Raw genomic sequence first — 22720 nt, 5'->3', positions numbered from 1 at the left:
TTCATAAAAATGCGCACAGCTTTGCTCCGTATCCATTCTGGATGTGTATCATTTAATGTTGTTTTCATTTTTTCGTCCAATATCTGTCTTATTTCATAAAGCAGTTGTATTTTAAACTGCCTTAAGTCTTCTTTTGTTAATGGTTCCACTGTTAATATTTTTGTGAATTGAATATTTGGTTGTCGCAATTAACGTATTGGTTAATAATTTTTTATGTTAATTTTTGAAAACGCCTCGCACATACCGACCGGACTAAAACAGGCATTTATAGACGCTCACAAGTTTGCATTGATATCAGACCTGATTTGGTTTTACTCTTTTATAGGTGAATTAAATTTAACAAGTTTTGAAAAAGCCCGGAAAGCCCTGGTCAAATATAAGCGGAACACATTCCCATGGTGCCTGGAACGACAGAAAGGTGTGCCTATATCATTTACATTCTCTAATGTCGCTGTTCATTTATAATTCCTAAATTTTAGTCCGATCAAAATGATTTAAAAAAATCATCTTCTAGATATATAGTAAAAAGATTGAAGTGGGATGTAGCGTTTTAAGCAATCGAATCGTATAAATAATAATAGCAAACGGAACCATGTTCTTGATGCTTACTGAATATTTATTAAAAACCAGACCATGGAGGAACAAAGCAGTATAGAGGAAATCTTTTTCAGATATCTCTTGCAATATCAATTTGAGAAAAATTGCTTAGCCTATTCCATAGTAATAGGTACACATCTATATTTGAAGCCCCTTTCTGTTATAAGTAATTCAAGTCCCTGGTTTTTCGATGTCTACAAAAGACAAAACCTTTTTTATTCTTCGAATTTCAGTAAGCTGCCAGGATATTTACTTTCTGACTATGAGAAAAGCGGACAGCATTTTTGTGACAGCAAAATTCACGAAAAAGACAGGCGGAATTTGAGAGTCAACCATATCAAATACTTTTACCCTTTCTAAGCTCATATATTATGCAAGCAAAAACAGTATTATCAGTTTTATTAATAATCTTTGGAACATCGTTCCAGTCATGTAAACGAAATAATCCAATTGTTCCAAGAAGTGATCTGGACATCCCCAAAATTGAGGAAATATTAAATGGTAACGACCAAAATCTGATCAACCTGCTCAACAGGGTAAGGGGAAGCGTTGGAAGACGAGGTTCTGGCTCAAAAACAATATGGAGCAGAAAAAACGATTATGGCTTGGGATTGTATATAAGCGCCAATCATGTCTATAACATAACTGGATGGAATTCCCGAAATGCCCAATTTTTTGATTTATCATCGGAAAACCTTGGCATTTTCGAAACGTCACAAATTCCCCCGATTAACGGAAGCATAGCCTTAGGCAATACGCTGATAGCAGATTTTCCCTTCATTCATTTTGATATTTCTTCCGGTGCCACTAATACGACCATACTGCCGGCAGAAGATTTTTATCTAGGAATAATTGATAATCAACGAACTCCCCAAGGTCCTTTTCCTAAATACCCTGAACTTGTTAAAACGTCTGAACCATTGCAGCTATATGATCCCGAGCATAGGACAACAGCAACTCAAACCTGGAATATCGCTGTTGCAGGTGAAAAGGTAATTGGAGTGGGCTATCCTCAGGATAATACCAATTATCCCAATGGAGCAGTTGCTTATGGAAAAATATTATCCGATACAGAAGCTACGCAAGTCATCCAAAAACTGAAGATTGCCGGAGACACTGAAGGAGATATACCGTATAATTCGAGTGCCGAATTTTTAATAGAAGCGCACGCCATAACAGGGATGAGCGGAGGAGGCGTATTTAATGCAGATGGGCAATTATTGGGTATCATGGTTAGAGGAAGCGACAAGGAAAATGCCCCCAAAATCATCAGAGCAGTTAAAATATCTCATATTAAATCTACTATGATCGAATTTTACAATAGCCTATCTGAAACGGACAAGAGCAGAATAAGACCATTTATAAGTGGTGAATTATGATCAGTCGTGAGATTGAGTAAGATAAATTTTGACATATGCTTCTTTAGAACGTGTATTATTGAAATGGAAATATACTTTGTGATTTCCTATCTAATTAACTTACTTACTGCATAAGAGAATAATGATAGTGTGTGCTTGGATATTTCTCTTCTGTAAGGCAGCTGTGTTCGTAAAAGAAAGCCTGAATTTGGATTGGCTATTTTTTCTTAAAGAACATCTAAGAACCCGGTATATCATTTGATGGAGAAGAAAAGCCACTACCTATTATACGAAATGGAGAACATAACGTCGATCTCCCTCCAAGATCGGAAAGCGAGTATTTTTGGCTGCTTGATAAAAAGCATCCTGAAATATAGGTTAACTCCGGGATTGGATCTTAGTTAAGGTAGAATACCGATTATCTGAGAATAGCAATTGGCAGGAAGCAATTTTCCCAGATTGTCGAAAAGATGACACGAATTCATTTAAAAACGACAACACTATTGAATATGGTGGTGGCGTAGTTAAATGTGATCCAAATGAAAAGCAAAATTACATTATTGCCAACTGGAAATGGAATGATGCAAAAACAGAAATCACCATTACTGATATTGCAACCAAAGTGACCACTGTTGAAAAGGTAATCAAGTTAACAGAAACTGATCAGACTGGCAAGTTTACCCCCGAACGTTAACATCTGAAGATAGTATCTTGACTAATACTAAAATGCGACATCCTTGCTAGGTATTGTAGACTAGCATTTTCTTTTGACAAAGTTGATTAGTTCATCAGTTTGCTGCATTTGTAAATAGCATGTGCGCACCACTTTCCTGATAAAAGGCTTTGTAATCTTTGATATTCAGCATATCATTTACGGCTTTGGCTTTATCGACACTTTTATCATAATAAGCTTTGCAAATTTGATATCCAACCCAGTAACCTAAGTCAGCCGGTTTATCAGCAGTTTCCTGTTTCGAATTTGCTATCCAGTTATAACTGCGTTTCAAGTACATCTCTTTTTCAAAATCGGCCCATATTTGTTTTTCTTTTCCTTTGGCCCATACGTGCAAACGTGGATTAGCGTTATTACCAGATATTAGTTCCCCAATAAAATCGGCCATGCCTTCTATCATTACACCGCATAAAAGAGATGTATCCCGTTTCATCCCATTCTGATTAAAATGGATCAACTCATGTGCTATTGTGTTGGGCAAATTGGATAGATTGTTAAAATTGTTATTTTGCCAAAGCGTAAGTTCTGTTACCGGGATATCGGATGTACGCACGCCCTGATCAAGACCTATTAGTAGCCCGCTTTCGGTCGATGTACCACCCGATGTAAACGCGCCAATCACAAAATAAACGTCGGGGAAATTAGCTGCTTGGTAGAGTTGTTTCAACTTCACAAAGCTAGCTATCATCTGTGGCTTTTGCGACTCAACCATAAAAGTATTTTTACGGATTGCGGCGTAAAACTTAGGCTTACTATCATGCGTTTGCACGAATTTTTTTACGCTGCCTACCTTTATGGCAAAATAGTCCTGCAAGCCAACTGTACCTGGCTCTACGTAATATTTTTTATAAATAGCTAAACGGTTGGCTGTGTCCTGATGTGCAAGGTCATATGCCTTCCAGAAATTTTTGATGTCGGTGGTAACTAGTTTAGCTTTCAGCGGATCATTTGTACTGGCCTTGATATTTCCAATCCTGGCAACTAATGTGGCCCATTCGGGCATGGAATGCAGTGCATCAAGATCGGTGTCTACCTTTAGGTGTGCCCCATCTTTATAACCATATTCAACCGCTTTTTTTAGCAGAAACATGGCGCTATCGGCTTTACCGCTTAACGCGTAACAGCAGGCAGCATTATAATATTCATTACGTTTTAAGGATTTAAATTCGTCGGTGCCAGCAGCAAGCAAATAATAACGACCTGCAGCAATATAACTTTTGACTGCGTATAAGCTATCAGCTTTTCTGCTCTGAATGTTTTGCGCAAAACCGCAGGTACTAAATAATAATAAAAGCGATAAATAGATTTGTTTAAGCATAAGCCATTTATTGAGATAGGGTTATAAAAGCCATTTTCGGAAATTATATGTTAAAAAGACAATCTAATTTATTCAACGTTGCTTCTAGGAATAAATTTATGGTAATTATAGACAAACATAACCCATAATAAAATTACAAAAAAATAAACGTGTTCATGTAGTACGTAACATGAGGTGTGCCACCAAACGGATAGGGAAATAGACCAACTTCAACCCGAATCAAAATCAAAGGCGTAGAAATGAGTAACGATCATTTCATATAGGGGTTTAGCCGACCCCGCAGCGGATGAACAAACCAACATCCATGTAATGCGAGAAAGCCATGTTAGTGAGTTATCACGTGGTGCGAAGTCAGATTGTAATGCAGCTCTATTTGAAAGGTTCTAAGCCCTTGTAAATGCAGAAGACAATCAAGATTAATCAGTATATTTAGCTATAGCCAAAAATTTAAGACAGATGCCACAGGATGTAAAATTTAAGTCGATTTTAGACCTATTGAAAGTATTTCCAGATGAACACGCTTGCCACCAGTATCTAGCATCACAGCGTTGGGAAGGATTGATGAAATGTCCGCATACTGGATGTAATAGTGAGAAAGCGTACGTATTTAAAGATGGTATACGTTACAAGTGTGCCGAATGCCGGAAAATATACACCGCTAAGACAGGTACATTTATGGAAGCAAGCAAATTACCAACTATCAAATGGATCATGGCTATTTATCTGGTCCTGCATAAAAAAGGTATCAGCTCTATCCAATTATCAAAGGATATTGATGTTTGCCAAAAAACAGCATGGTTTATGCTGCAGCGTATTCGGTTAGGACTAGGCAATACTCCCGCGCAAGAACTGGAAGGGGATGTAATCGCAGATGAAACCTTTGTGGGCGGTAAGAATAAAAACCGACACGCAGACAAGAAGGTAAAGCAGAGCCAAGGCCGAAGCTTTAAGGATAAAACACCGGTATTGGGATTAATGCAAACAAACGAATACGAAATGATTGATGATAAACGCGTAATATCTAAGCATTCGAGGGTAATGTGCTTTGTGGTAAATGATACCAAAGCATCAAGCATACAGCCATTAGTTAAAGCGAACGTTAAACCAGGCAGTAATTTTACCTCGGATGAATGGCACGCCTATTCTGGTCTGAATGCAATTTATAATCATCAGGTAGTTGATCATTCAAGAGGCCAATACGTAAACGAATTGGGGCATACAAGCAATGCTATTGAAGGTTTTTGGGGATTGGCAAAGCGATCTATCATTGGTATTTACCATAAAACGACACGTAAACACCTAAATAAATACTTCAATGAGTTTGTTTTTCGCTACAACAATCGTAATTTAGGGGCACAGGGACAAATAAACCAGGTTATTGTCCAAATGTCCTGCCGAATTAAATATAAAGATCTTGTAGCATGAAAACATTAGTGAAACCTGTTTCAAAAAAAACAGCTACTCTCAGAAAGAAAAAGAATAAAAAAACAAAAAAAATTTCCAGCGGTAACAAAGCATTAGATGATGCAATTAAATCGCTTTTTAAACCGAATAAAGACATTTAAGGTCACGGTAGTTACCAACCCCTAAGAGGATATAAATATCACTTAGGGGTAGTAATTGCTATTCTTTAAACTAATTTAAGCCGCATATTGCGGCTTTTTAATTTTAAAAATTTATTGTTATGTGGTTTGTTCGTTACTTAAAAAAAATGGCCGATGTTTACGGAACTGATCCTGTGGCTATGTTAACGCATTTTTTTTGTATAGCAATTATACTGTTGGTTATTATTTTCGCATTTCTAATATTCTCATTTCCTTTTGGATTGAATCAAAACGGCTGTCATTTTTAACATTAATTCGCCAAGATATTATAGAAAAACACAAACTTAATAAAGCTACTGCTATAGTTCCTGATGTTAAAATATTTTGAATAGTAAAATTGTTCCTAGATGCCTCGTTATAAGATAAATTAGATTTTGATATCTTTATTTTTGTCAAAAAATTAAATCCTTCAAAAGTTAATTTAACTTTCACTTCTGAGTTGTCAAACCATTTGTCTAGTATTTCCACTTCCCCTTTATCTGATATAATAGTTTCGGCCAATTGATTGTTTAAATAATCGTCCTCATAAGCTATGTACTTTGCATTTCTCAATTCTATAAGAAAATTTTTGGCAGCCATTACATTTTCAGGATCTCTTTCCATTCTTTGGTTGTTAGTGTGACCCGGCCTAGGGTATAAATCATTCATGAAGCTAGAAATATTATATCCTTTTACAATAGAATTGTTTTCATAAAGTAATTCAAGTAAATCCAATTGTGGATTTTGAGAGGCATTTTTCATAAAGTTATTTTTTTAGCTCTATAACTACTGTTTGAGAATAATCACCACATGAACCGCATCGAAGTATGTTGTATGTAAATACAAGTTTGTTATTTGTCAGCTCTTTTATACTTTCGGGGATTGTTTGTCCTTTTGATTTATCAAGGTATATTAAAAAAGTTCCATCCGACCAACAGTCTGTAACGTTATTCCTGTCTTCATATACTTTACCTTGATACACCTCATACCATCTGTATGTATTGTCCGACTTGAATTCTATATATGATGCTGCATCGAAATTTACTGTGTTATTTGAAGATGGAGTAGAAGGTGCGCCTGTTTTGTAATCAGTTACTTTCTTAGAAACAAATGTCCATTTACCGATAATCATAGATCTTTGCTGACATTCATTAGATTTTGTCTCTTCTTTTTTCTTGCAGGAGCTTAAGGAGACAGCGCATAAAGCTATCAATCCAGTTAATAGATGTTTTCTCATTTTGTCGTAATTTGAGTAAAAAAGTAAGGCGTAACCTTAAACTTTAGCTACTCTGGGTTACGACACCCTCCACGCATAAAGATATAGCTACGCCTATTACAGCGTACTTTATCATTTATATTGCGTGGTGCCATTTGTCGTAATTTGAGCAGCAATAAATTTTAAGTACAGTATTATTATTCTGGTAATCCTTTAGTAAAACTTAAATGCGAATATAGTAAATTATATATACGAGATATACACTAAAAATCAATAAATATGGAAATTAGAAAACTAAAAAGCTCTGATGACTTGGTTAAGTTATCACAGCAGATACTTGAACTATTAGACGGACTACCCGTATGTTCGGCTATTAAAGTCTTGAATTCTTGTAAAGACATTATTCCGGACAAATCCATGATCAATGCTTCCCAAGATTGGAAATTATATTTCGAAGATCATCTATAGTCTTTATGTATTCAAAAGACTTACCAGAGCTTAAGTGTATTATACACGTATTATGTTCTGTTTCTTCTAAATAATCCATAGCTCCAATAAAAATAGTTATCGGGCTTTTCTCTCCCTTGATGGGAATGGTAACAAATTTTTTCATGATTTTTGGTTTGGTAAAACTTATCTTTCATAAAAATAAGAAAAAATCACAAAAGGCTGAATTGTGGTCTGACTCGCTGGGTTACGTTTGTCTATATATACCAAATTTATTTTTAAGTTGCTTAATAAGCAGTAGAAATAATTGCTAGCCTAAACTTCTTACATCGGTTTTAGCTTTAATTATATGGTGCAGAAAACTTTCCTTCAGTAACATCCGCATAACCGTCACCACCAACCAGTTTAAGCTTACCAGAAAAAGTCCCCTTTACACCCCATTTAGTTAAACTGGTAATAGTTAATGTAAAAAATGTGCCTTCACTTGTTCCTCCGTTATAGCCGGTAGTACCTACAATTTTTCCGTCTTTCATATTCTGAATATAGTATTTTCCATGAAGCGCTAGGGCCGTATTTCCGGTAGCAGTATAGGTGGTTTCTTTTGCTCCATCAGCTAGTTGAAGATCGATGCCAAAACCTTTAATCATATCCTGCTTTTCATATCCGCCGATCACTACAAAATGTACGACATCGGAAGAGGGCTTATCATTGGCATTCACCATGTAATTGAATTCATAATACTGCCCATTGATCTTGCATGTCAGAAATTTCTCGCTATCAATGCTGTCCTCTCCTCCATTTTTACTGCAGGCAGATAATACGGTTATTGCCAAGACAAATATTGTATGGCAAAAAAAACGTGCTCGTGATGTTAGCTTTCTCATAGGATGTATTTTAATGTTTAAATGTTCACTTAAATTTGATTGCCTTGGCAAAACAAGTTAATTACCTTATAAAATTTATTGTGTTTTAACAGGAGACTGAAATTAAGCCATATCTTTTATTTTTATTAATTCCACTCTCCGGTTTTTAGCTTTATTTTCTTCTGTTGTGTTGGCGACCAATGGTTTTTTGGAGCCATAGCCATTTGATATGAGCCGTTCAGCAGCAATTCCTTTTTTAATTAATGCAGAACGAACTGCAGCAGCTCTTTCTTTTGAAAGGATTAGATTTCTTTCTTCATTCCCCGTATTGTCAGTATGCCCATTGATAGCAATTTTCAAGCTCATATCGGCACTGAGCACTTTATTGATTTCTTCCACTGCGGCTTCTCCTTCGGGCTTTATAGACGATTTGTCGGTGTCAAAGTTGATATATAGAACGGCTTTCCCCTGAAGATCTAATTGTTGTTTAATTTCATCAGCTTTGATTAGCGAGATCGTCTGATGAAAACTTCCTTTCTCCGCAATTTGTATTGCGCCACTCGTGCTGGTGGTTTGCAGCTGTATATAAACTATATCACTATCTGAACGTTTGATTAAATAAGTTTTAATAGGGATATTACTCCAATAGTCAAAAGAGCCTTCATCACCGCTTTTCAGTTTATCATCTCCTACACGGTCAACTTCCTTTTTAGCTACTACTTCCTCAGCAATTTTTACCCCTCCTAAATTTACGATCATATCTTCATAGCTTTTATCGACATAGAATTGTTGCCACTCTTCGCCATCGGCAGCTTGTATATATGCGCTGAAAGAAGGCCCCTCTACAGGAGTTAATATGCCATTGATTGGGACATACGTTTGATCAAAGTCTTTTTTCTTTCCTCCGCCATTAATGTAAACAGTTTTTTTAGGTGCTGAAAAATAAGGGAATACCCCAAGGTCTTTTTTAGAGATAGGAATGTTGCGAATATCAAACCCTCGCTTTTCGACAGGTTGTGCTTTGCTTGAATCTGCAGCTGTGTTTTGAACTGTATCAGCTACTTTATTTTGTTTGCTGCCTGGATTTGAACAGGAAACCACCAGTAATGCAAATGAAAGGAAATAAATTAATTTTTTCATAAGGATGTATTGTAAATTCAACGTATTAGATTTTAAACAGGATACCCATCACTTGACTGGCAATATGTACTGCGTCTTTCGAATAACTATATACAGGCGAGGATTGCTGAATTTTCATTTCTTCAGGACTTATTTTTGTGGCTACAACCTTTTTAAAGCTGTATAAGATAGCCATATGCTCGTCTGTATTATAAAAAACTTTCAGTTTTAATATCCCGTTTTTTTCGTTGATATATAAGGGGTTTAAGAAGTTAACTGTTGATGGCATTTGATCTGAAGACCAAACCTCTATCTTAGCTACTGTAAGGGAATTGGATACCAATCGATGGTTGATTGCATTACCTGGATTCTTCAAGGTATAAATGCTTTTTTTGCAGTTGAAACCTGCGATGTTCTCAATAATAGGTGTTTTTTGTATTGTATAGTCTTCACTGTGTATCGTAGATTGAATACCCGCTTTACCGAGTTCATTTTTATGATAAGTGAAGGTGATTTTCTGGTTCTTCTTATCCTGCGATCTGATAAAAAAGATGCCGTGAGCAGACTTATAGTCCACCGTATTTTCGCCATGATAGGTTAAGGCATCAAATTTCACTGTTGCTTTATCTGGCTTTAGTAAAATGGAAGATTTCCAGGGTAACAGCATAAAGTTGAGTAATATCATAGGATTTTTATTACTGATGGCCTCAAATTCCAGCTTTGTTTTAGGGCTGGATAATTTGATAGCGTTTTCGAGCTGTTTACGGACATTTCCTTTTTTAGGATATACACTTCGGAAAATTTTCCCCAGTGATGTTCCAGGGGTAGTAATTTCAATTTCGATTTTACCTTCTGTAAACTTTTGCCGAATATCCTTTACAGTATCCTGATCTTCATTTTTCTCTAATACTGTTTTTTTATCAGCACCAGGAGCTGTGCAGGAACTTATGACCAACAAATAAAATATCAACACAAATAGTTTTTTCATAACGTTTGGTTCATGACTAATAGTGAGATAGCGCTCTATTTAAAAGATATTCTATATAAATTTAAATTGTATTCTGATCCTGACTGTCACTTTCAGTAGTATGTGCACAAAATTATTTCGGTAGCACGGTTCATACAATACCTGTTTACATGGAATTTTTTTCTACTGGTTTTTAGGTATTTATTCTTGTTGAACGTTTTTAAGCCACACTAATCGCTATAATTGCGGTGTAGTCTTTTCTTTATTTGAGATTTATAATCGCAGCAACATTTTCAGCAGATCTATTTACATAACCTGACATAAATGGTAAAAAAATATATACTTCTTCTTTTAATATTACAGTTGAGCATATCATGGGGTAAAGCACAATTACCGTTAAATCAGGAATCATATGCGGACAGCCTGAATAAGAGCTTAAAGCTGAATGTATCTGACAGCACAAAGGCCAGAACATTTTTTCTCTTATCCTATTATTACCACAATAAACATGAGGATCAGAAATCAAAATCGTATTTAGAAAAAGGTAAGGAATTGGTTAAAAAATATCCCTATTTGCAGGCCATCTCCTATTTTTACGAATCTGTAGTATTTTTACAAAATGATACTTTAAAAAGCAAAAAAGCAGCACTTAAAGGCAACCAACTACTCTTGCGATATTCCAATAAGGAAGCTTACCTTTTCAGGGCGCAGGCATTAAATAATATTGCTGCAATCCAGCAGAACCATGATCATGTTAAAATAGCTTTGGATATGTTGCTCAACCAGATCATCCCGTTGGCAAAGAAAAGTGGTGATTCCTTAAAACTTGCAGCTTACTATACCAATGTGGCCATGATTTTTACGAATAGCAGTGAACGTTCTAAAGCCGAAACCTATTACAATCTGGCGATTGAGATGTCAAAAAATCTTTCTCATAATTCACCCGTATTAGCAAAAGCCTATATTCTTGCTTCTATCAATTATAATTATTCGTTTAAGTTTCCCCAATCGAAATCCATGCTGGATAAGGCAAAGGCTATTCTGGCTAACCATCCAAAATCTGAAATACAGCCCAATTACTATTTCTCGGAAGGAAATTACTTTGAAGGCGTGAAGCAATACAAATCAGCATTGAAAAGTTATGACAAAGGCATTGCAGTTGCAAAAGAACTAAAACTAGGCTATTTGCTTCAGGGTCTCCGGATTCAAAAATTTAGTGCGTTAGCTAATCTTAAAGATTATAAAGCGGCTCAACCTATACTTGATAGTGTGGCTAAAGACAATGATTTCATGACTGCAGCCAATAACCGAAAGTCAATTTTTAAATATCAAGCAAAAAACAATTTCCGCCTGGGGAATATTAAAACTGCTTATTGGTGGTTAGAACGACATGGACAATTAAGTGATAGCATCTATAACAGTAAGATCAATACAGACATCAATACACTTGAGGCCAAGTTTAGAAGTGTAGAGAACAAAAAACGAATATCCGAGCTAACTGCTGCCAATGAGAAGGCTAAATATAAAGCAAATACCAATCTTTTAATGAATTGGTTATTAGGGTCTGTAAGTTTGTTTCTTGCATTGATGTTAGTTGGTGTTTTTTTGTTTTTTCAGGATAGAAAAAAATTAAAAGAGTTGAATTATCAGCAGGAACTAAAATACCTTGATCAGCAATATCAGGTTAAACTAACGCGTGCGATGATTAATGGGCAGGATGAAGAGCGGAACAGGTTAGGCCGCGATTTGCACGACGGACTTGGCGGGATGCTTGCGGCTGTTAAAATAAACCTCTCGGGATGGTCTGCGAAGTCAAGTATGACCGATGATCAGGAATTGGGATCAATTGTGAATCGCCTGGATAATTCAATCACTGAATTGAGATCAATTGCAGGTAATCTGATGCCAGTTTCCTTACTCAAATTTGGCCTTGAAGTTTCTTTAAGAGATTTATCTGAGTCATTTATGTCAGATAGCTTAGTTATTGATTTTCAATGCCTTGACGTAATTGATGGTTTGCCTGTTGATCAGCAGATGACCATCTATCGTATCGTACAGGAGCTATTAAATAATGTTGCAAAGCATTCAAAAGCAAAAAATGTGTTGTTGCAATGTAGCCTGTCCCTGAATAATTTTATGATTACTATTGAGGATGATGGTGTAGGCTTTGATATGGAAAGCTTGAAAGAAAAGAAAGGAATGGGGATCAGTAATATCAAGACACGGGTAGCCTATTTGGATGGAAAATTTGATATCGTTTCAGGTAATAATGGACAGGGAACCAATGTTAACATAGAATTAAAAGTTTCCATTTAATTGTTTGTCAGAGCAGTAAGAAAAAACGTAATTATCTTCTGATCAATTTCAAATCTATTCAGTACTTCTTAAAAAAAAGCAGTGTTAAAAAAATCGTTTTCAATAGAATATCTTCAGGAATTCATCAAATTCCTTTTTATAGCTTCCGTCAATTGGAATGGTAAATCTGGAAAGTAAGGTTTCATAATTATTGATTGCCTTTACCCCCACTAATGTTGGTGATAAAGGAGGATGGATTCTCATAATTATTTAAGGATGAGTGCCGAAACATTTTCACTTCTAAAAAAGTCTTGACTTCGATCAAGATATAGGAAAATAATTTAAACAATATATACTTGTTTAAAAGCACCTACTAACGGCAAGCATGAACTTTATCTATCACTAAATACCAGTCACAAATTTCAACGAAAAAGCTTACCGATTTATACCTTGATTTGTACCTGCGCAAAAGCGCACTATGTTCTTTAAGGAATAAAATCCCCAAAAATCAGTAGAAAAAAATACCCGAATTAGCGTATTTCATTTGCCTAATGTATGCTGTAGTTTTGCTATGTACCTTATTAATTAAATATACTATGAAAAAAATCATGATCATTTGCACTGTCCTAATGTTATTCAGTTCAACATTAACAAAAGCTCAGGCCATTCTTGACAAAATTGACAGAGCGTCTGACAGAGCAGACCGTGCCGGCCGTACTGCCGACCGGACAAAAACTACTGGTGACAAAATAATGGGTTTGTTTGGAAAAAAGAAAGATGGTACATCTTCCGGAACGAGGACTACTGTAAAACTCAGTGGGGTTGATTTTGCAGCACTGAAAAATCTCAATGATAAACTCCAGGGGGTAAAAGGTATTGAAAGTACGAAAATGAAATACAGTACTTCAGGATCTTCGATTACACTTCAGCATGCAGGCACAACCTCGGATATCCTGAAGGCCTTGCAAAAAGCTTCACCTGTAATATTTGCAGAAAAGAATATTGATGGCATGGATGACGGTGAGATCTCTGTAAAGCTTAAATAGTGATTTTTACCCCTTTCTAAAATCAATTTTAATCATTTAACTGGTTAGTTTCATTACCTTTATTCGGGGAATCGAATTTCAAAACCGCTCTAAAATATTGCTAAACGCTGGTTTTCACACTAAGTGCAATCGCAGAGGGATCACGAAAGGCGCAAGAAATTGCGCCTTTTCTGTTTTAAAATATACGCTATAACGCTTTTTTAGAAAAATAAGGATCAATGTCAAAATATTGGATCTTCAAGAGAAGTTTGTTCTGATTGCCAAGAGTTTGGCTCAAAACAGGCTATTTCAACGGGGAAACCAAATGTAGTTGCGGGACCAGAAGGGACTCATATTTACTATCTGGATGACCGAAAGACTTTTAATAGATTAAATATACTTTGTACAGTGCGCTATATGCATCAGGGATTGCAGCGGCATCCTCCTTGAAGGAGATATAGCGGAAAGCCCGACCGTTATGGGATGCCCGTAATAAGCAAACCTGTTGTAAGAAATCCTTGAATTTATATTTTAATCTCAACTAACGGATCGTCGGCCGCAGTTTATTCTGTAAAAAAATCAGGCAAAAAGTCTTACGTGATCTAAAATTAAACGGTCGACCTGCCAAAGATCTCTTTTGGCTGACCTAATAGATCGATATCGTTTATCTAAGCCTTTTGTTAGAACCTAAAAACCTGGATAATACGTCGTACTTAGGTGGCATTTATTTTGTAGAGAAATAGAAGATCTAGTTATGGCTGATGATAAGAAAAAAAGGAAAACAGGACCGCGACTAGGTAAGCGGTTCTGAAAATTATGAAATATATTTTTAAAAACAAGCCCGGGGTAAGCTCACAAGCTGTTACCGGAGCAATAAGAGCTACAAGATTCAATGACCGCAAGGTTCTCGAAGCCTATCTAAAGAATAAGCAGAAATAATAAACTATATTTTAGCAATTGAGGTTATCCAACAAAGGGCAACGTTTTTTGCCAATCCAACTGATAAACTAAATAGATAACAAAGAAGGCTGCAAAAACGGAATTTGGTATTGTGGGCTAGAGTGCTAAATTCCACAGTATTTTTAAATTTCGCACCATAATTTTCCGACCAAATGCAAAGCCCCGAAACGTTGCTGATATAATAAAAATATCACACCTGAAAGAAAATTTGCTATTACGATTAGCAAATTCTCTGGCTGTTGCTTCGCCTATACCGCCACTTGCCCCTGTTATTAATGTGTATCCTTTTTATAATTGTGATGCAAAGGTTATAATGAAAAATGAGCTACTTATAGCCAAAAGGCAGAATGTTGGTTGAGAAATGCGGATTAGTTGAAACTTGCCCTAAACTCCAAAGGTGATATTTTGGTCTTACTTTTAAACAACTTACTAAAACTTTGGCTGTGCTCAAAGCCTAATTCGTAAGCTATTTCACTTACAGAAAGATTGGTGGTAGAAAGTTTTTCTTTGGCTTTTTCTATCAGTTTTTCATGAATATGGGTTTGGGTTGAATTGCCTGTAAGTGCTTTTAAAAGACTGCCTAAATAATTGGGTGAAAGATGCAATTGCTCAGCTAAATATTGGGCTGTAGGCGTGCCTTTATTAATTAGATTGTCATCGTTGAAATAATTTTCTAAAATGGATTCTACCTTGGCAAGTATCTGGTGATTGGTTTTGGCTCTGGTGATGAACTGCCTTTGATAAAATCTTTCGCAGTAACCCAACAATTGTTCTACTTGGGCAATGATGATATTTTGTGTAAACTTATCAATGGCAGAGTGGTACTCTCGTTGTATGTTTTTTAAAATATCGATAATTACTGCTTCTTCTTTTTCAGACATAAACAAAGCTTCGTTTACCTTGTAACCAAAAAACTCATATTTGCTTATTGTCTTTACCAAATTAGTATTCCAGAGAAAATCGGGATGGATAAACAATAAAAAACCTGAAGGTTTTGTAGTTTTGGTTTTGTCAAGCGTAATGCTAACAACTTGTTTGGGGGCTACAAATGTCATAAGACCTTCATCAAAGTCGTATTGCTGCTGACCATATTTAAACTTGCCCTCTATATTTCTTTTTAAACCTATGGAATAGAAATTTTGCATCCAACTTATTTCTGTTTCATTGGTTTGATAAGCTACCATGCCGTAATCTACCAAACTAACTAAGGGATGCTCAGGCTTTGGCAAACCACTCATTTTATGAAATTCGGCTATAGAATTGAAACGATAAATGTGTTTGTTGCTCATACTTTCAAAATTAATGACAGGGCCAATGTTTACCAAAAGCCCTATCAAAATTAAAATTTATTTGATTTTATACTTAATGAATTGGCCTGAAAAAATTATAGCGATTGCTTTTTACTTAATAATTCAATGATGGCTTTTGCCATTGGAATACTTGAAGCTGGGTTTTGGCCAGTTACCAAGTTATCATCTACTATGATGTAATTAGCCCAGTTTTTACCACAAGTGTAGTTTGCACCATATTTTCTCAATGTGGAAGCCAATAGCCAAGGAGCATTATCGGCAGTACCAAATTCAATTTCTTCGGCATCGCTGAAAGATGTCATATTTCTACTTTTGAACAACCAGTTGCCTTTGCTATCAACAGCACTTAAAAAAGCACCCTGACCATGACAAACGGCTCCGATAATTTTTTTGGATTTATCTGCTGCAAAAAGCACCTTGCCCATGTCTTTATCTTTATACAAATCTTCAACAGGGCCATGACCACCAGGAATTACCACTGCATCATAATCCGCCATGTTTATTTTTGATAACTCCAATGGATGGTTAAGTTCTTTAGAAAGTGCAGTTATATAGTAAGAGAATGCATGTGCTTTTTCTGCACCAACTACATCTACTTCGAGACTTTTAGGGTCGGCTGTAGGCTTTACCGCTCTTGGTGAGGCAATATCGACTGTGTAGCCAGCATCTACAAATTCTTTATGCACATCTACAAATTCTTCTGCCCAGTAGCCTGTCGGATATTTTTCTCCATTTTCCCGTGTCCATGTGTCGGCAGCTGAAAGAACAATTAATACTTTCTTTGTGAGCTTAGCCCTGTTTATTTTTGTATTTAATGACTGAGAATAGGTGTTTGCAGTGAAGGCAAACAATAGTACTAAAAGTGCTGAAAGTGATTTTAAAATTTTTGTTGTCATTTTTTCAATATTTAAATTGTTATAAAATTATTTTGCGTAATCTGTTGATTTGCTCAAAGTTTCATTGGAAACAAGTGCATTTTGTAAGATTTCAATTTTGCTATTTGCAATACCGAATGAGTCTGACCCCATAAAGAAGTGCAGTGGTGCATTTTCCATTTCTGCCAATTCTATAAACACTTCGGCTGCTTTGTTTGGGTCGCCAGGCTGATTGCCTACCATTTGGGTTTCATGCCATACTTCAGTGTTACGGGCTGCTGTGTAATCTGCAATAGGATTGGCAGCTAATTTCATGGAGCCTTCTTTAAGGAAATTGGTGTTAAAATAGCCAGGATAAACAATCGTGGCTTTTACATTAAATTCTTTAGCTTCTACGGAAAGTGCTTCGGTTAAACCAACCACTGCAAATTTGGTGGCAGAGTAAACACCCCAGCCTGGGAATGCACCCAAAAAACCAGCAATTGAAGAAATGTTGATGACATGTCCTGCCTTTTTAGCCCTGAAGTGTGGCATAATGTTTCTGGTTACATTTAATACGCCAAATACATTGATGTCGAAATTTTCTCTGGCTTCGGCATCGGTCATTTCTTCCAATGTCCCTAATTGACCATAACCAGCATTGTTTACCAGTACATCAATACCACCAAAGGTTTTGATTGTAGTTTCGATGGCATGTGATACGCTGCCTTCATTTAATAACTCTACTTGTAGGGGTAAGAAATTTGAAGAATCAATACCAACGGCTTTGGTTAAGGATTCAACACTTCTTGATGTAGCTGCTACGCTGTAGCCTTCAGAAAGTAACTTTTTTACAAGAGTTAATCCTAAACCCTTTGAGGCTCCAGTTACAAACCATACTTGTTTTAAATTGTCCATTTTTTTATCTTTTATTGTTATTGAATAATTACACTGCAAAGATGCGGTGATAAAAAAAGATGGATGTAGCCGTATTAATGATCGTTGTGCCGAAATCAACTGCAGGGGGATTTTAATTTGCTTTTTGGAAAATTTGGATGGAGGTAGGCTTTGGTCAGTTGGTTATTGTCTGTCTGTGGATGCCTGCACACTTTCATGGGTAAAGTCGCCACAAACGTAATATAGTCCCATTGAGATTGTGAGTTTTGCTGATGCTCTTGACCACTTTTTGATTATTGACGGTACGAAACTTTACCATATTGGAGAATCCATAAAGGATCTGGGCAAAAATTGGTTAGCCTTTCACGAATCAATATTGAATTGGGCAGAATGTTCCATATCTTAAACAACCAACAAACAAATCCTATTGATAATTCAGAGGGTTTTCATCACTTATTACGGGAACTCCCACCTATAAAAGCATAACCTAGCCACATTTTCAAATACGCTCATCTACTACTATAATTTTACAGTTTAAGAAAATTCTAAAAAAAAATATGTTATGAATGCACGACAAAAAGCCCTATCAGATTTAAGAATTACGATTACAAGAATTATTGAACGCCAGCTTCCCTGAAAAAATATACGCCCATAAACTTAACAGCTTACTGATTAACCTGTAAATCCTATCAATATCCTTCTAGTACGCTCAGATTGCCTATTCGCATCCCGCTGCAACATTTGCACTGATCCTTTTAAGCTGGTCACCGGGGTCTTCAGCTCATGGCTGGCAATACTGATGAAATCATCTTTGTGCCTTTCAATGATTTTGTCGTTGGTAATGTCGTTAATGACACCGATCAGTTTCACAGCCTTCCCATCTTTGCCAGTCTCAGTTTTACCTTTTATATTCAGCCATTGAAGGATGCCATCTGACCTGTTCAACCTAACCTGCACGTCCAGGCCGCCTTCTGCTTCAATATTCGATAGTGCCTCCTTGAAAGCCGGAAGATCACTTGCTGATATATGCTCGTAGTAGCTTTCCAGACTCCAGTGCTCCTGCCTCTGCGGATATCCAAAAATCTCATCATGGTCGCGGGAACGGAAAACTTCGTGTGTGTCCAGATCAAGTTCCCAGATAGCTGTGCTGGTATACTTGAGGGCGAGGTTTAAACGTTTCTGGCTCTCTTCAAGTCGTTTGAAACTGGAAATATCGTCCAGAACCGTAAAGCCGAAAGTTTCTCCCTGGTCGTTATAGAGTATATAGTGTTGAACTTTTCATCACATTCTTTGAACCTCTTCTCAAAATTATTTCGATCTTTATTTTCCTGCATAACAATTTTCAGCTGATAAAGTGATAACACTTTAAGGCCAAATATGTTTAACAACAATCTTTAAGCTTCCTCTCACGCCCCAGTCAGTATACTGGAAATACCATCCCGAAAGTTTTATTCTGTTTTTTTTAAAACTATATTTTTGTCTCCGTTGAGTTTAATTCGAAATCCCTGGATTTTATCATTGCTAAAAACAAATTGATTGATGATTTCCGGAGCCTGGTACACAAAAAAGTCAGTTTTAGAAGTGAAATAAAGCTGCCACCTTTGCCCCGATAGCTCTAGAAATAGATCCCCATTTACTTGTGAAATGATGTACTCCCGATCATTGGAGGTATATTTGCCAGTATATTTCTTTAATTCACTGCTGTTAATTTTTACAACTTTTTTCAATTCTGGCTTGTAGAAGTTTTTCCATTTATAAACAGTTGCTATACTGTTGATGATTTCATAGAGTATGGTTTTATCGGTAGAATTGCACATTGCCACTGCACCATTTCCATCTTCTAAGCTACCATAATACAAACTGGTAAAGCCTTCATTTACGCCACCATGTCTGAAATATTTTGTTCCTTCTTTATCTTCAATAAAAACACCCAAGGCAGCAGAATTATCAAGATAAGGCGTAAGCATGAGTTTTGTCATTTCCGGGCTAAGTAATTTGTTTGATTTGCCCAACAAGGATTTTTGAATTTCAATCACATATTTTGATAATTCTGTTGGACTTGTCCATAATCCTGCAGCTGCCTGTTCCGGATAAATATGATATTTCATCATCACTTCCTTGTTTCCATTGTAACCTGTGGCTAACAGTTTAAACTTGCTTTTTAATGTTGTATTCGTGTAAAAGCTATTTTGCATTCCAATAGGTCTTAAAATGTTACTTTCCATGTAATCAGCATATTTTTTGCCCAATACATCCTCAATAATTAATTGTGAGATCACTGTTCCTCCTCCCGAGTACTTGTATTTTAAATCAGGTTCAAAAACAGACTTTACAGCATCGCTGTTTGCTGGTTTAATTCCGTTCAAAATCTGGATAATATTGGGTATGGAATCAATTTTCTGATAACCATCAAACCCACTAACATTTATGCCCCCCGTATGGCTTAATAAGTTCAAAGTGGTAATCTTCTTGCCTTTCGATATGGAATCATAAGGGAATTTCCATGAATGTAAATAGGAATTTATATCTCTATTTACATCGATGTTCTTGTCTTGTGCTAACTTTAACATACCTATTCCATTCAGAGATTTACTTATTGAAGCCGCTTGAAAAAGAGTTGCAGGTGTAACATGCCTGCTTTCTGCTGAATCAGCCCAGCCATACCCTTTTGCCCATTCAAGTTTATAATCTTTTATAACAGCAATACTCAAACCCTCTATTTTGTAAAAAATCATTCGCTCATTCAAATTCCATTTAGGCGTATTTTCTATTTCTACCCAACTGGCCAAATGATTTTCAACCTGAGTTATTTTATTCTCAACTTCTTTTGAATACTTTTTCTTTGTCTGCGATTTAAGCACAACACATGAAAACATAAAGAGAGTCAGTAAAAAGAATGCTTTACTAAGTTTAAGGTTCATCTTATATTAGATTGCTGTTAATTATCTAAGTTCTACTTTTTGGAAATGAACCTAATTTCTATTGCTTCTTATATGGCCACTATTCCTCATCTGGACACCATATTGATAAAGCTCATTATAAATACCAAAGAATTTGGCCTCCTCAGTTTCCAGCAGTGAGGTATTGATGAACATGATCACCGCTACTTCCTTTTTAAGATCAGAAAGCATGAACGTCCTTACACCAAAGTCGGAGCCGTTGTGCCCGATCCTTTTTCCACCCATCTTGGTAGACCAGAAAATACCTGAATTTAGTTTGGCTGGTTCTATATTTTCAGGCTTGTGCAAACTATCGAACTGAAACCGGAGCATCTCCTGCACCGTTTTCTCCCTGAGAACCGTTCTGTTTTGAAATTTACCATCATTTAACAAACATATAAAGAAGTGGGACAGGTCATTGACCGACGTACGTACGCCACCAGCGGGATAAGTGGTCAGTCCGTAAAGCGGTATCCGTTTAATACTGCTATCCGCCTGTTTCTGGTAAAGCCCGGCGTGCTTTTTCAGATTGATCTCAGACAGGAACCAGCCTGTATCATCCATTTTCAATGGCTTGAATAGATATTCCCGGCTGTAGTCGTTCAGCTTTTTACCTGTCCGTACTTCAACGATGTAGCCGGCCAGTGTGGTACCAAGATTTGAATACTCACGAAACGCACCCGGTTTATGATCGAGAAAATTTTCTTTTGAATAATATTTGCCACCAGGTATAAAATAGTTTTGCAAAAAATCGCCCAGTGGTTCTGGTGAATCTTTTCCATTAATATACAAACTGTCGGAGGTGTAAAAAGGGAACCTGTCATTCAGGCCGGAGGTATGTGTTGCCAGGTTACGCAAGGTGATTTTCTCTTTCGGAAAGAATGGGTTATAAATCTTAAAGGGCAGATAGCTATTGATATCTTCATCAAGGGAAAGTTTTCCCTGCTCCACCGCTTTCATTAGGCAGGCCCCGGTAATGGTTTTGGAAACAGATGCTATGTTCATGACTGTAGATGTGGTGAACCGCATTTTGTTCTCCCTGTCAGCGTAACCATACCCTTTCGACCAAACCAATTTCTTGTCGACGATAATGGCTGCACCAAGGCCTACCAGATGGGCATCGTTCATTTTTTTTAGGATAACACTATCAATTGCATTGGTGGATTTTATGGGTAATTGTCCAACCTGCTGCCCGTAGGCCGTTGCACCTATCGTAATGCATAGAAGCAAGGTAATGATGTTAATTTGTGATCTCATCTTGATTATTTCTTTGAAAACTTCGATGAAAATCGAATAAAATAATTTGTCTGCAACACAGCTCTGCCAGAAAAGCCAAAAGGATGTATAGAAACTGCTATTCGACCACATATCACATTTCGTCTTTAAATCTGCCCTTTTCAGGAGGGTTTTCCGCTATTCTGTCGTCTTTAATGAGGATAATCTCTCTGTATGCTATCTTTGCGCATGCCATTAATCGATAGAATCGTTAAGTTCAGCCTGACACACCGTTTTCAAACACACGTCATCTTTTGGCTGATAGTTGCATTGCTTTTCATGAACCGGTACGATATTGAAGAATATCGACAACTAGACAGTATTATATACCGCCAAATTTATTATATCTCAATAACCATGCTGGCCTCCTATTTTCTAGCTTACCTCATCATTCCTAAGTTAATGGGGTCGAAGAACTATTTTGAGGTAGTTGTCTATTTTATTGCAGGTTCCTACCTCATCTCTGCTTGCTCTCGTATCGCTGTTATATACCTTTTGGAACCGCTGATCAGAACACCTCCTTTTGCGCAGGAATCGCTATGGGAGATACTATCTGATCTTCCAAAATTAGTTACACATTATTTTGCCCTGTCATTTTCTGCGGCCTGGGTATTCGCTTTTGTTAAACTGATCCGTGATCAGTACGTGGTCCAGCAGCGTTCGCTAATGCTGGAGAAAGAAAAGGCAGAAACGGAACTCAAAGCTTTGCGAAGCCAGCTCAACCCGCATTTCTTATTCAATACATTGAACAACATTTATTCGCTGTCGCTTATGAACTCTCCGGTTACCTCAAAGTCGATAGCTGGTTTGTCAGAGATACTAGATCATGTGCTTTATAGGTGCAACACCGCTTATGTTCCTCTTTCATCGGAAATAAATAACCCCGAGGCAAGCCTCGAGGTATTAAAAGAGTCTGAGTTGTTCTAAATGTACTTTTTGATACTCATTTTCCTTGCCTTGATTC

19 protein-coding genes are annotated in these 22720 nt (G+C 36.7%); 6 read left to right on the top strand and 13 right to left on the bottom strand.

The window, feature by feature from the left end:
- Positions 1-968: 968 nt before the first annotated feature.
- Entirely contained in the window at positions 969-1976 is a 1008-nt protein-coding gene (locus BCL90_RS25005; RefSeq protein WP_121288038.1) for a trypsin-like peptidase domain-containing protein, read from the top strand.
- A 767-nt stretch (positions 1977-2743) separates the two neighbouring features.
- Here the strand turns inward: BCL90_RS25005 and BCL90_RS25000 are convergent.
- Positions 2744-4006: a TPR end-of-group domain-containing protein gene (locus BCL90_RS25000; RefSeq protein ID WP_121288037.1), complete on the bottom strand. Its 1263-nt coding sequence runs from the start codon at positions 4004-4006 to the stop codon at positions 2744-2746.
- Positions 4007-4462: 456 nt separating this feature from the next.
- Between BCL90_RS25000 and BCL90_RS24995 the strand changes: the two genes are divergently transcribed.
- Together BCL90_RS24995 and BCL90_RS25875 are read left to right on the top strand one after the other, a co-directional pair.
- On the top strand, positions 4463-5431 hold the full coding sequence (locus BCL90_RS24995) for an IS1595 family transposase (RefSeq protein ID WP_121288036.1): 969 nt from the start codon (positions 4463-4465) through the stop codon (positions 5429-5431).
- Positions 5428-5571, top strand: a complete 144-nt coding sequence (locus tag BCL90_RS25875; protein ID WP_166792232.1) for a hypothetical protein — start codon at positions 5428-5430, stop codon at positions 5569-5571. The genes BCL90_RS24995 and BCL90_RS25875 overlap by 4 nt, the downstream gene beginning before the upstream one ends.
- Before the next feature lie 222 nt (positions 5572-5793).
- Here BCL90_RS25875 and BCL90_RS24990 read toward each other — a convergent pair whose 3' ends face one another.
- From BCL90_RS24990 to BCL90_RS24965, 5 genes are all read right to left on the bottom strand, one after another.
- On the bottom strand, positions 5794-6351 hold the full coding sequence (locus tag BCL90_RS24990) for a hypothetical protein (protein ID WP_121288035.1): 558 nt from the start codon (positions 6349-6351) through the stop codon (positions 5794-5796).
- 4 nt (positions 6352-6355) lie between these two features.
- Complete coding sequence (locus tag BCL90_RS24985) at positions 6356-6826, bottom strand: hypothetical protein (protein WP_121288034.1); 471 nt, start codon at positions 6824-6826, stop codon at positions 6356-6358.
- Positions 6827-7593: 767 nt separating this feature from the next.
- Complete coding sequence (locus BCL90_RS24975) at positions 7594-8085, bottom strand: hypothetical protein (protein WP_244214202.1); 492 nt, start codon at positions 8083-8085, stop codon at positions 7594-7596.
- 153 nt (positions 8086-8238) lie between these two features.
- Positions 8239-9255: an OmpA family protein gene (locus BCL90_RS24970; RefSeq protein WP_121288031.1), complete on the bottom strand. Its 1017-nt coding sequence runs from the start codon at positions 9253-9255 to the stop codon at positions 8239-8241.
- A gap of 25 nt (positions 9256-9280) precedes the next feature.
- Positions 9281-10222, bottom strand: coding sequence for a hypothetical protein (locus BCL90_RS24965; RefSeq protein ID WP_121288030.1), 942 nt, complete (start codon positions 10220-10222; stop codon positions 9281-9283).
- 303 nt (positions 10223-10525) lie between these two features.
- Between BCL90_RS24965 and BCL90_RS24960 the strand changes: the two genes are divergently transcribed.
- Entirely contained in the window at positions 10526-12517 is a 1992-nt protein-coding gene (locus BCL90_RS24960) for a tetratricopeptide repeat-containing sensor histidine kinase (RefSeq protein WP_121288029.1), read from the top strand.
- A gap of 99 nt (positions 12518-12616) precedes the next feature.
- Here BCL90_RS24960 and BCL90_RS25870 read toward each other — a convergent pair whose 3' ends face one another.
- Positions 12617-12760 carry a hypothetical protein gene (locus BCL90_RS25870; protein WP_166792233.1) on the bottom strand — a complete coding sequence of 48 codons (144 nt, stop codon included), beginning with the start codon at positions 12758-12760 and terminating at the stop codon, positions 12617-12619.
- 332 nt (positions 12761-13092) lie between these two features.
- On the opposite strand from BCL90_RS25870, the gene BCL90_RS24955 reads away from it, so the two are divergent.
- Entirely contained in the window at positions 13093-13542 is a 450-nt protein-coding gene (locus BCL90_RS24955; RefSeq protein ID WP_147438327.1) for a hypothetical protein, read from the top strand.
- Between the two features lie 1307 nt (positions 13543-14849).
- On the opposite strand, the gene BCL90_RS24950 is transcribed toward BCL90_RS24955, so the two are convergent.
- The 6 genes from BCL90_RS24950 to BCL90_RS24925 form a co-directional block, all read right to left on the bottom strand.
- Positions 14850-15770 (bottom strand): helix-turn-helix domain-containing protein, encoded by a 921-nt coding sequence (locus BCL90_RS24950; protein ID WP_121288027.1) that lies wholly within the window; start codon positions 15768-15770, stop codon positions 14850-14852.
- Between the two features lie 95 nt (positions 15771-15865).
- Positions 15866-16687 carry a type 1 glutamine amidotransferase domain-containing protein gene (locus tag BCL90_RS24945; protein WP_121288026.1) on the bottom strand — a complete coding sequence of 274 codons (822 nt, stop codon included), beginning with the start codon at positions 16685-16687 and terminating at the stop codon, positions 15866-15868.
- Positions 16688-16714: 27 nt separating this feature from the next.
- Complete coding sequence (locus tag BCL90_RS24940; RefSeq protein WP_121288025.1) at positions 16715-17563, bottom strand: SDR family oxidoreductase; 849 nt, start codon at positions 17561-17563, stop codon at positions 16715-16717.
- 651 nt (positions 17564-18214) lie between these two features.
- Positions 18215-18754, bottom strand: coding sequence for a histidine kinase dimerization/phospho-acceptor domain-containing protein (locus BCL90_RS25865; RefSeq protein ID WP_262707563.1), 540 nt, complete (start codon positions 18752-18754; stop codon positions 18215-18217).
- Positions 18755-18990: 236 nt separating this feature from the next.
- A complete protein-coding gene (locus tag BCL90_RS24930) occupies positions 18991-20418 on the bottom strand; it encodes a serine hydrolase domain-containing protein (RefSeq protein WP_166792234.1) in 1428 nt (475 codons plus the stop codon).
- A gap of 96 nt (positions 20419-20514) precedes the next feature.
- Entirely contained in the window at positions 20515-21738 is a 1224-nt protein-coding gene (locus BCL90_RS24925) for a serine hydrolase domain-containing protein (RefSeq protein ID WP_121288061.1), read from the bottom strand.
- A 297-nt stretch (positions 21739-22035) separates the two neighbouring features.
- Between BCL90_RS24925 and BCL90_RS24920 the strand changes: the two genes are divergently transcribed.
- Positions 22036-22683: a histidine kinase gene (locus BCL90_RS24920; protein WP_121288060.1), complete on the top strand. Its 648-nt coding sequence runs from the start codon at positions 22036-22038 to the stop codon at positions 22681-22683.
- Positions 22684-22720: the final 37 nt, after the last annotated feature.

The organism is Pedobacter alluvionis, from assembly GCF_003664035.1.
GTDB lineage: Bacteria > Bacteroidota > Bacteroidia > Sphingobacteriales > Sphingobacteriaceae > Pedobacter > Pedobacter alluvionis.
Note: the sequence above shows the minus strand (reverse complement) of the source record. Positions and strands in the feature narration are given on the sequence as shown.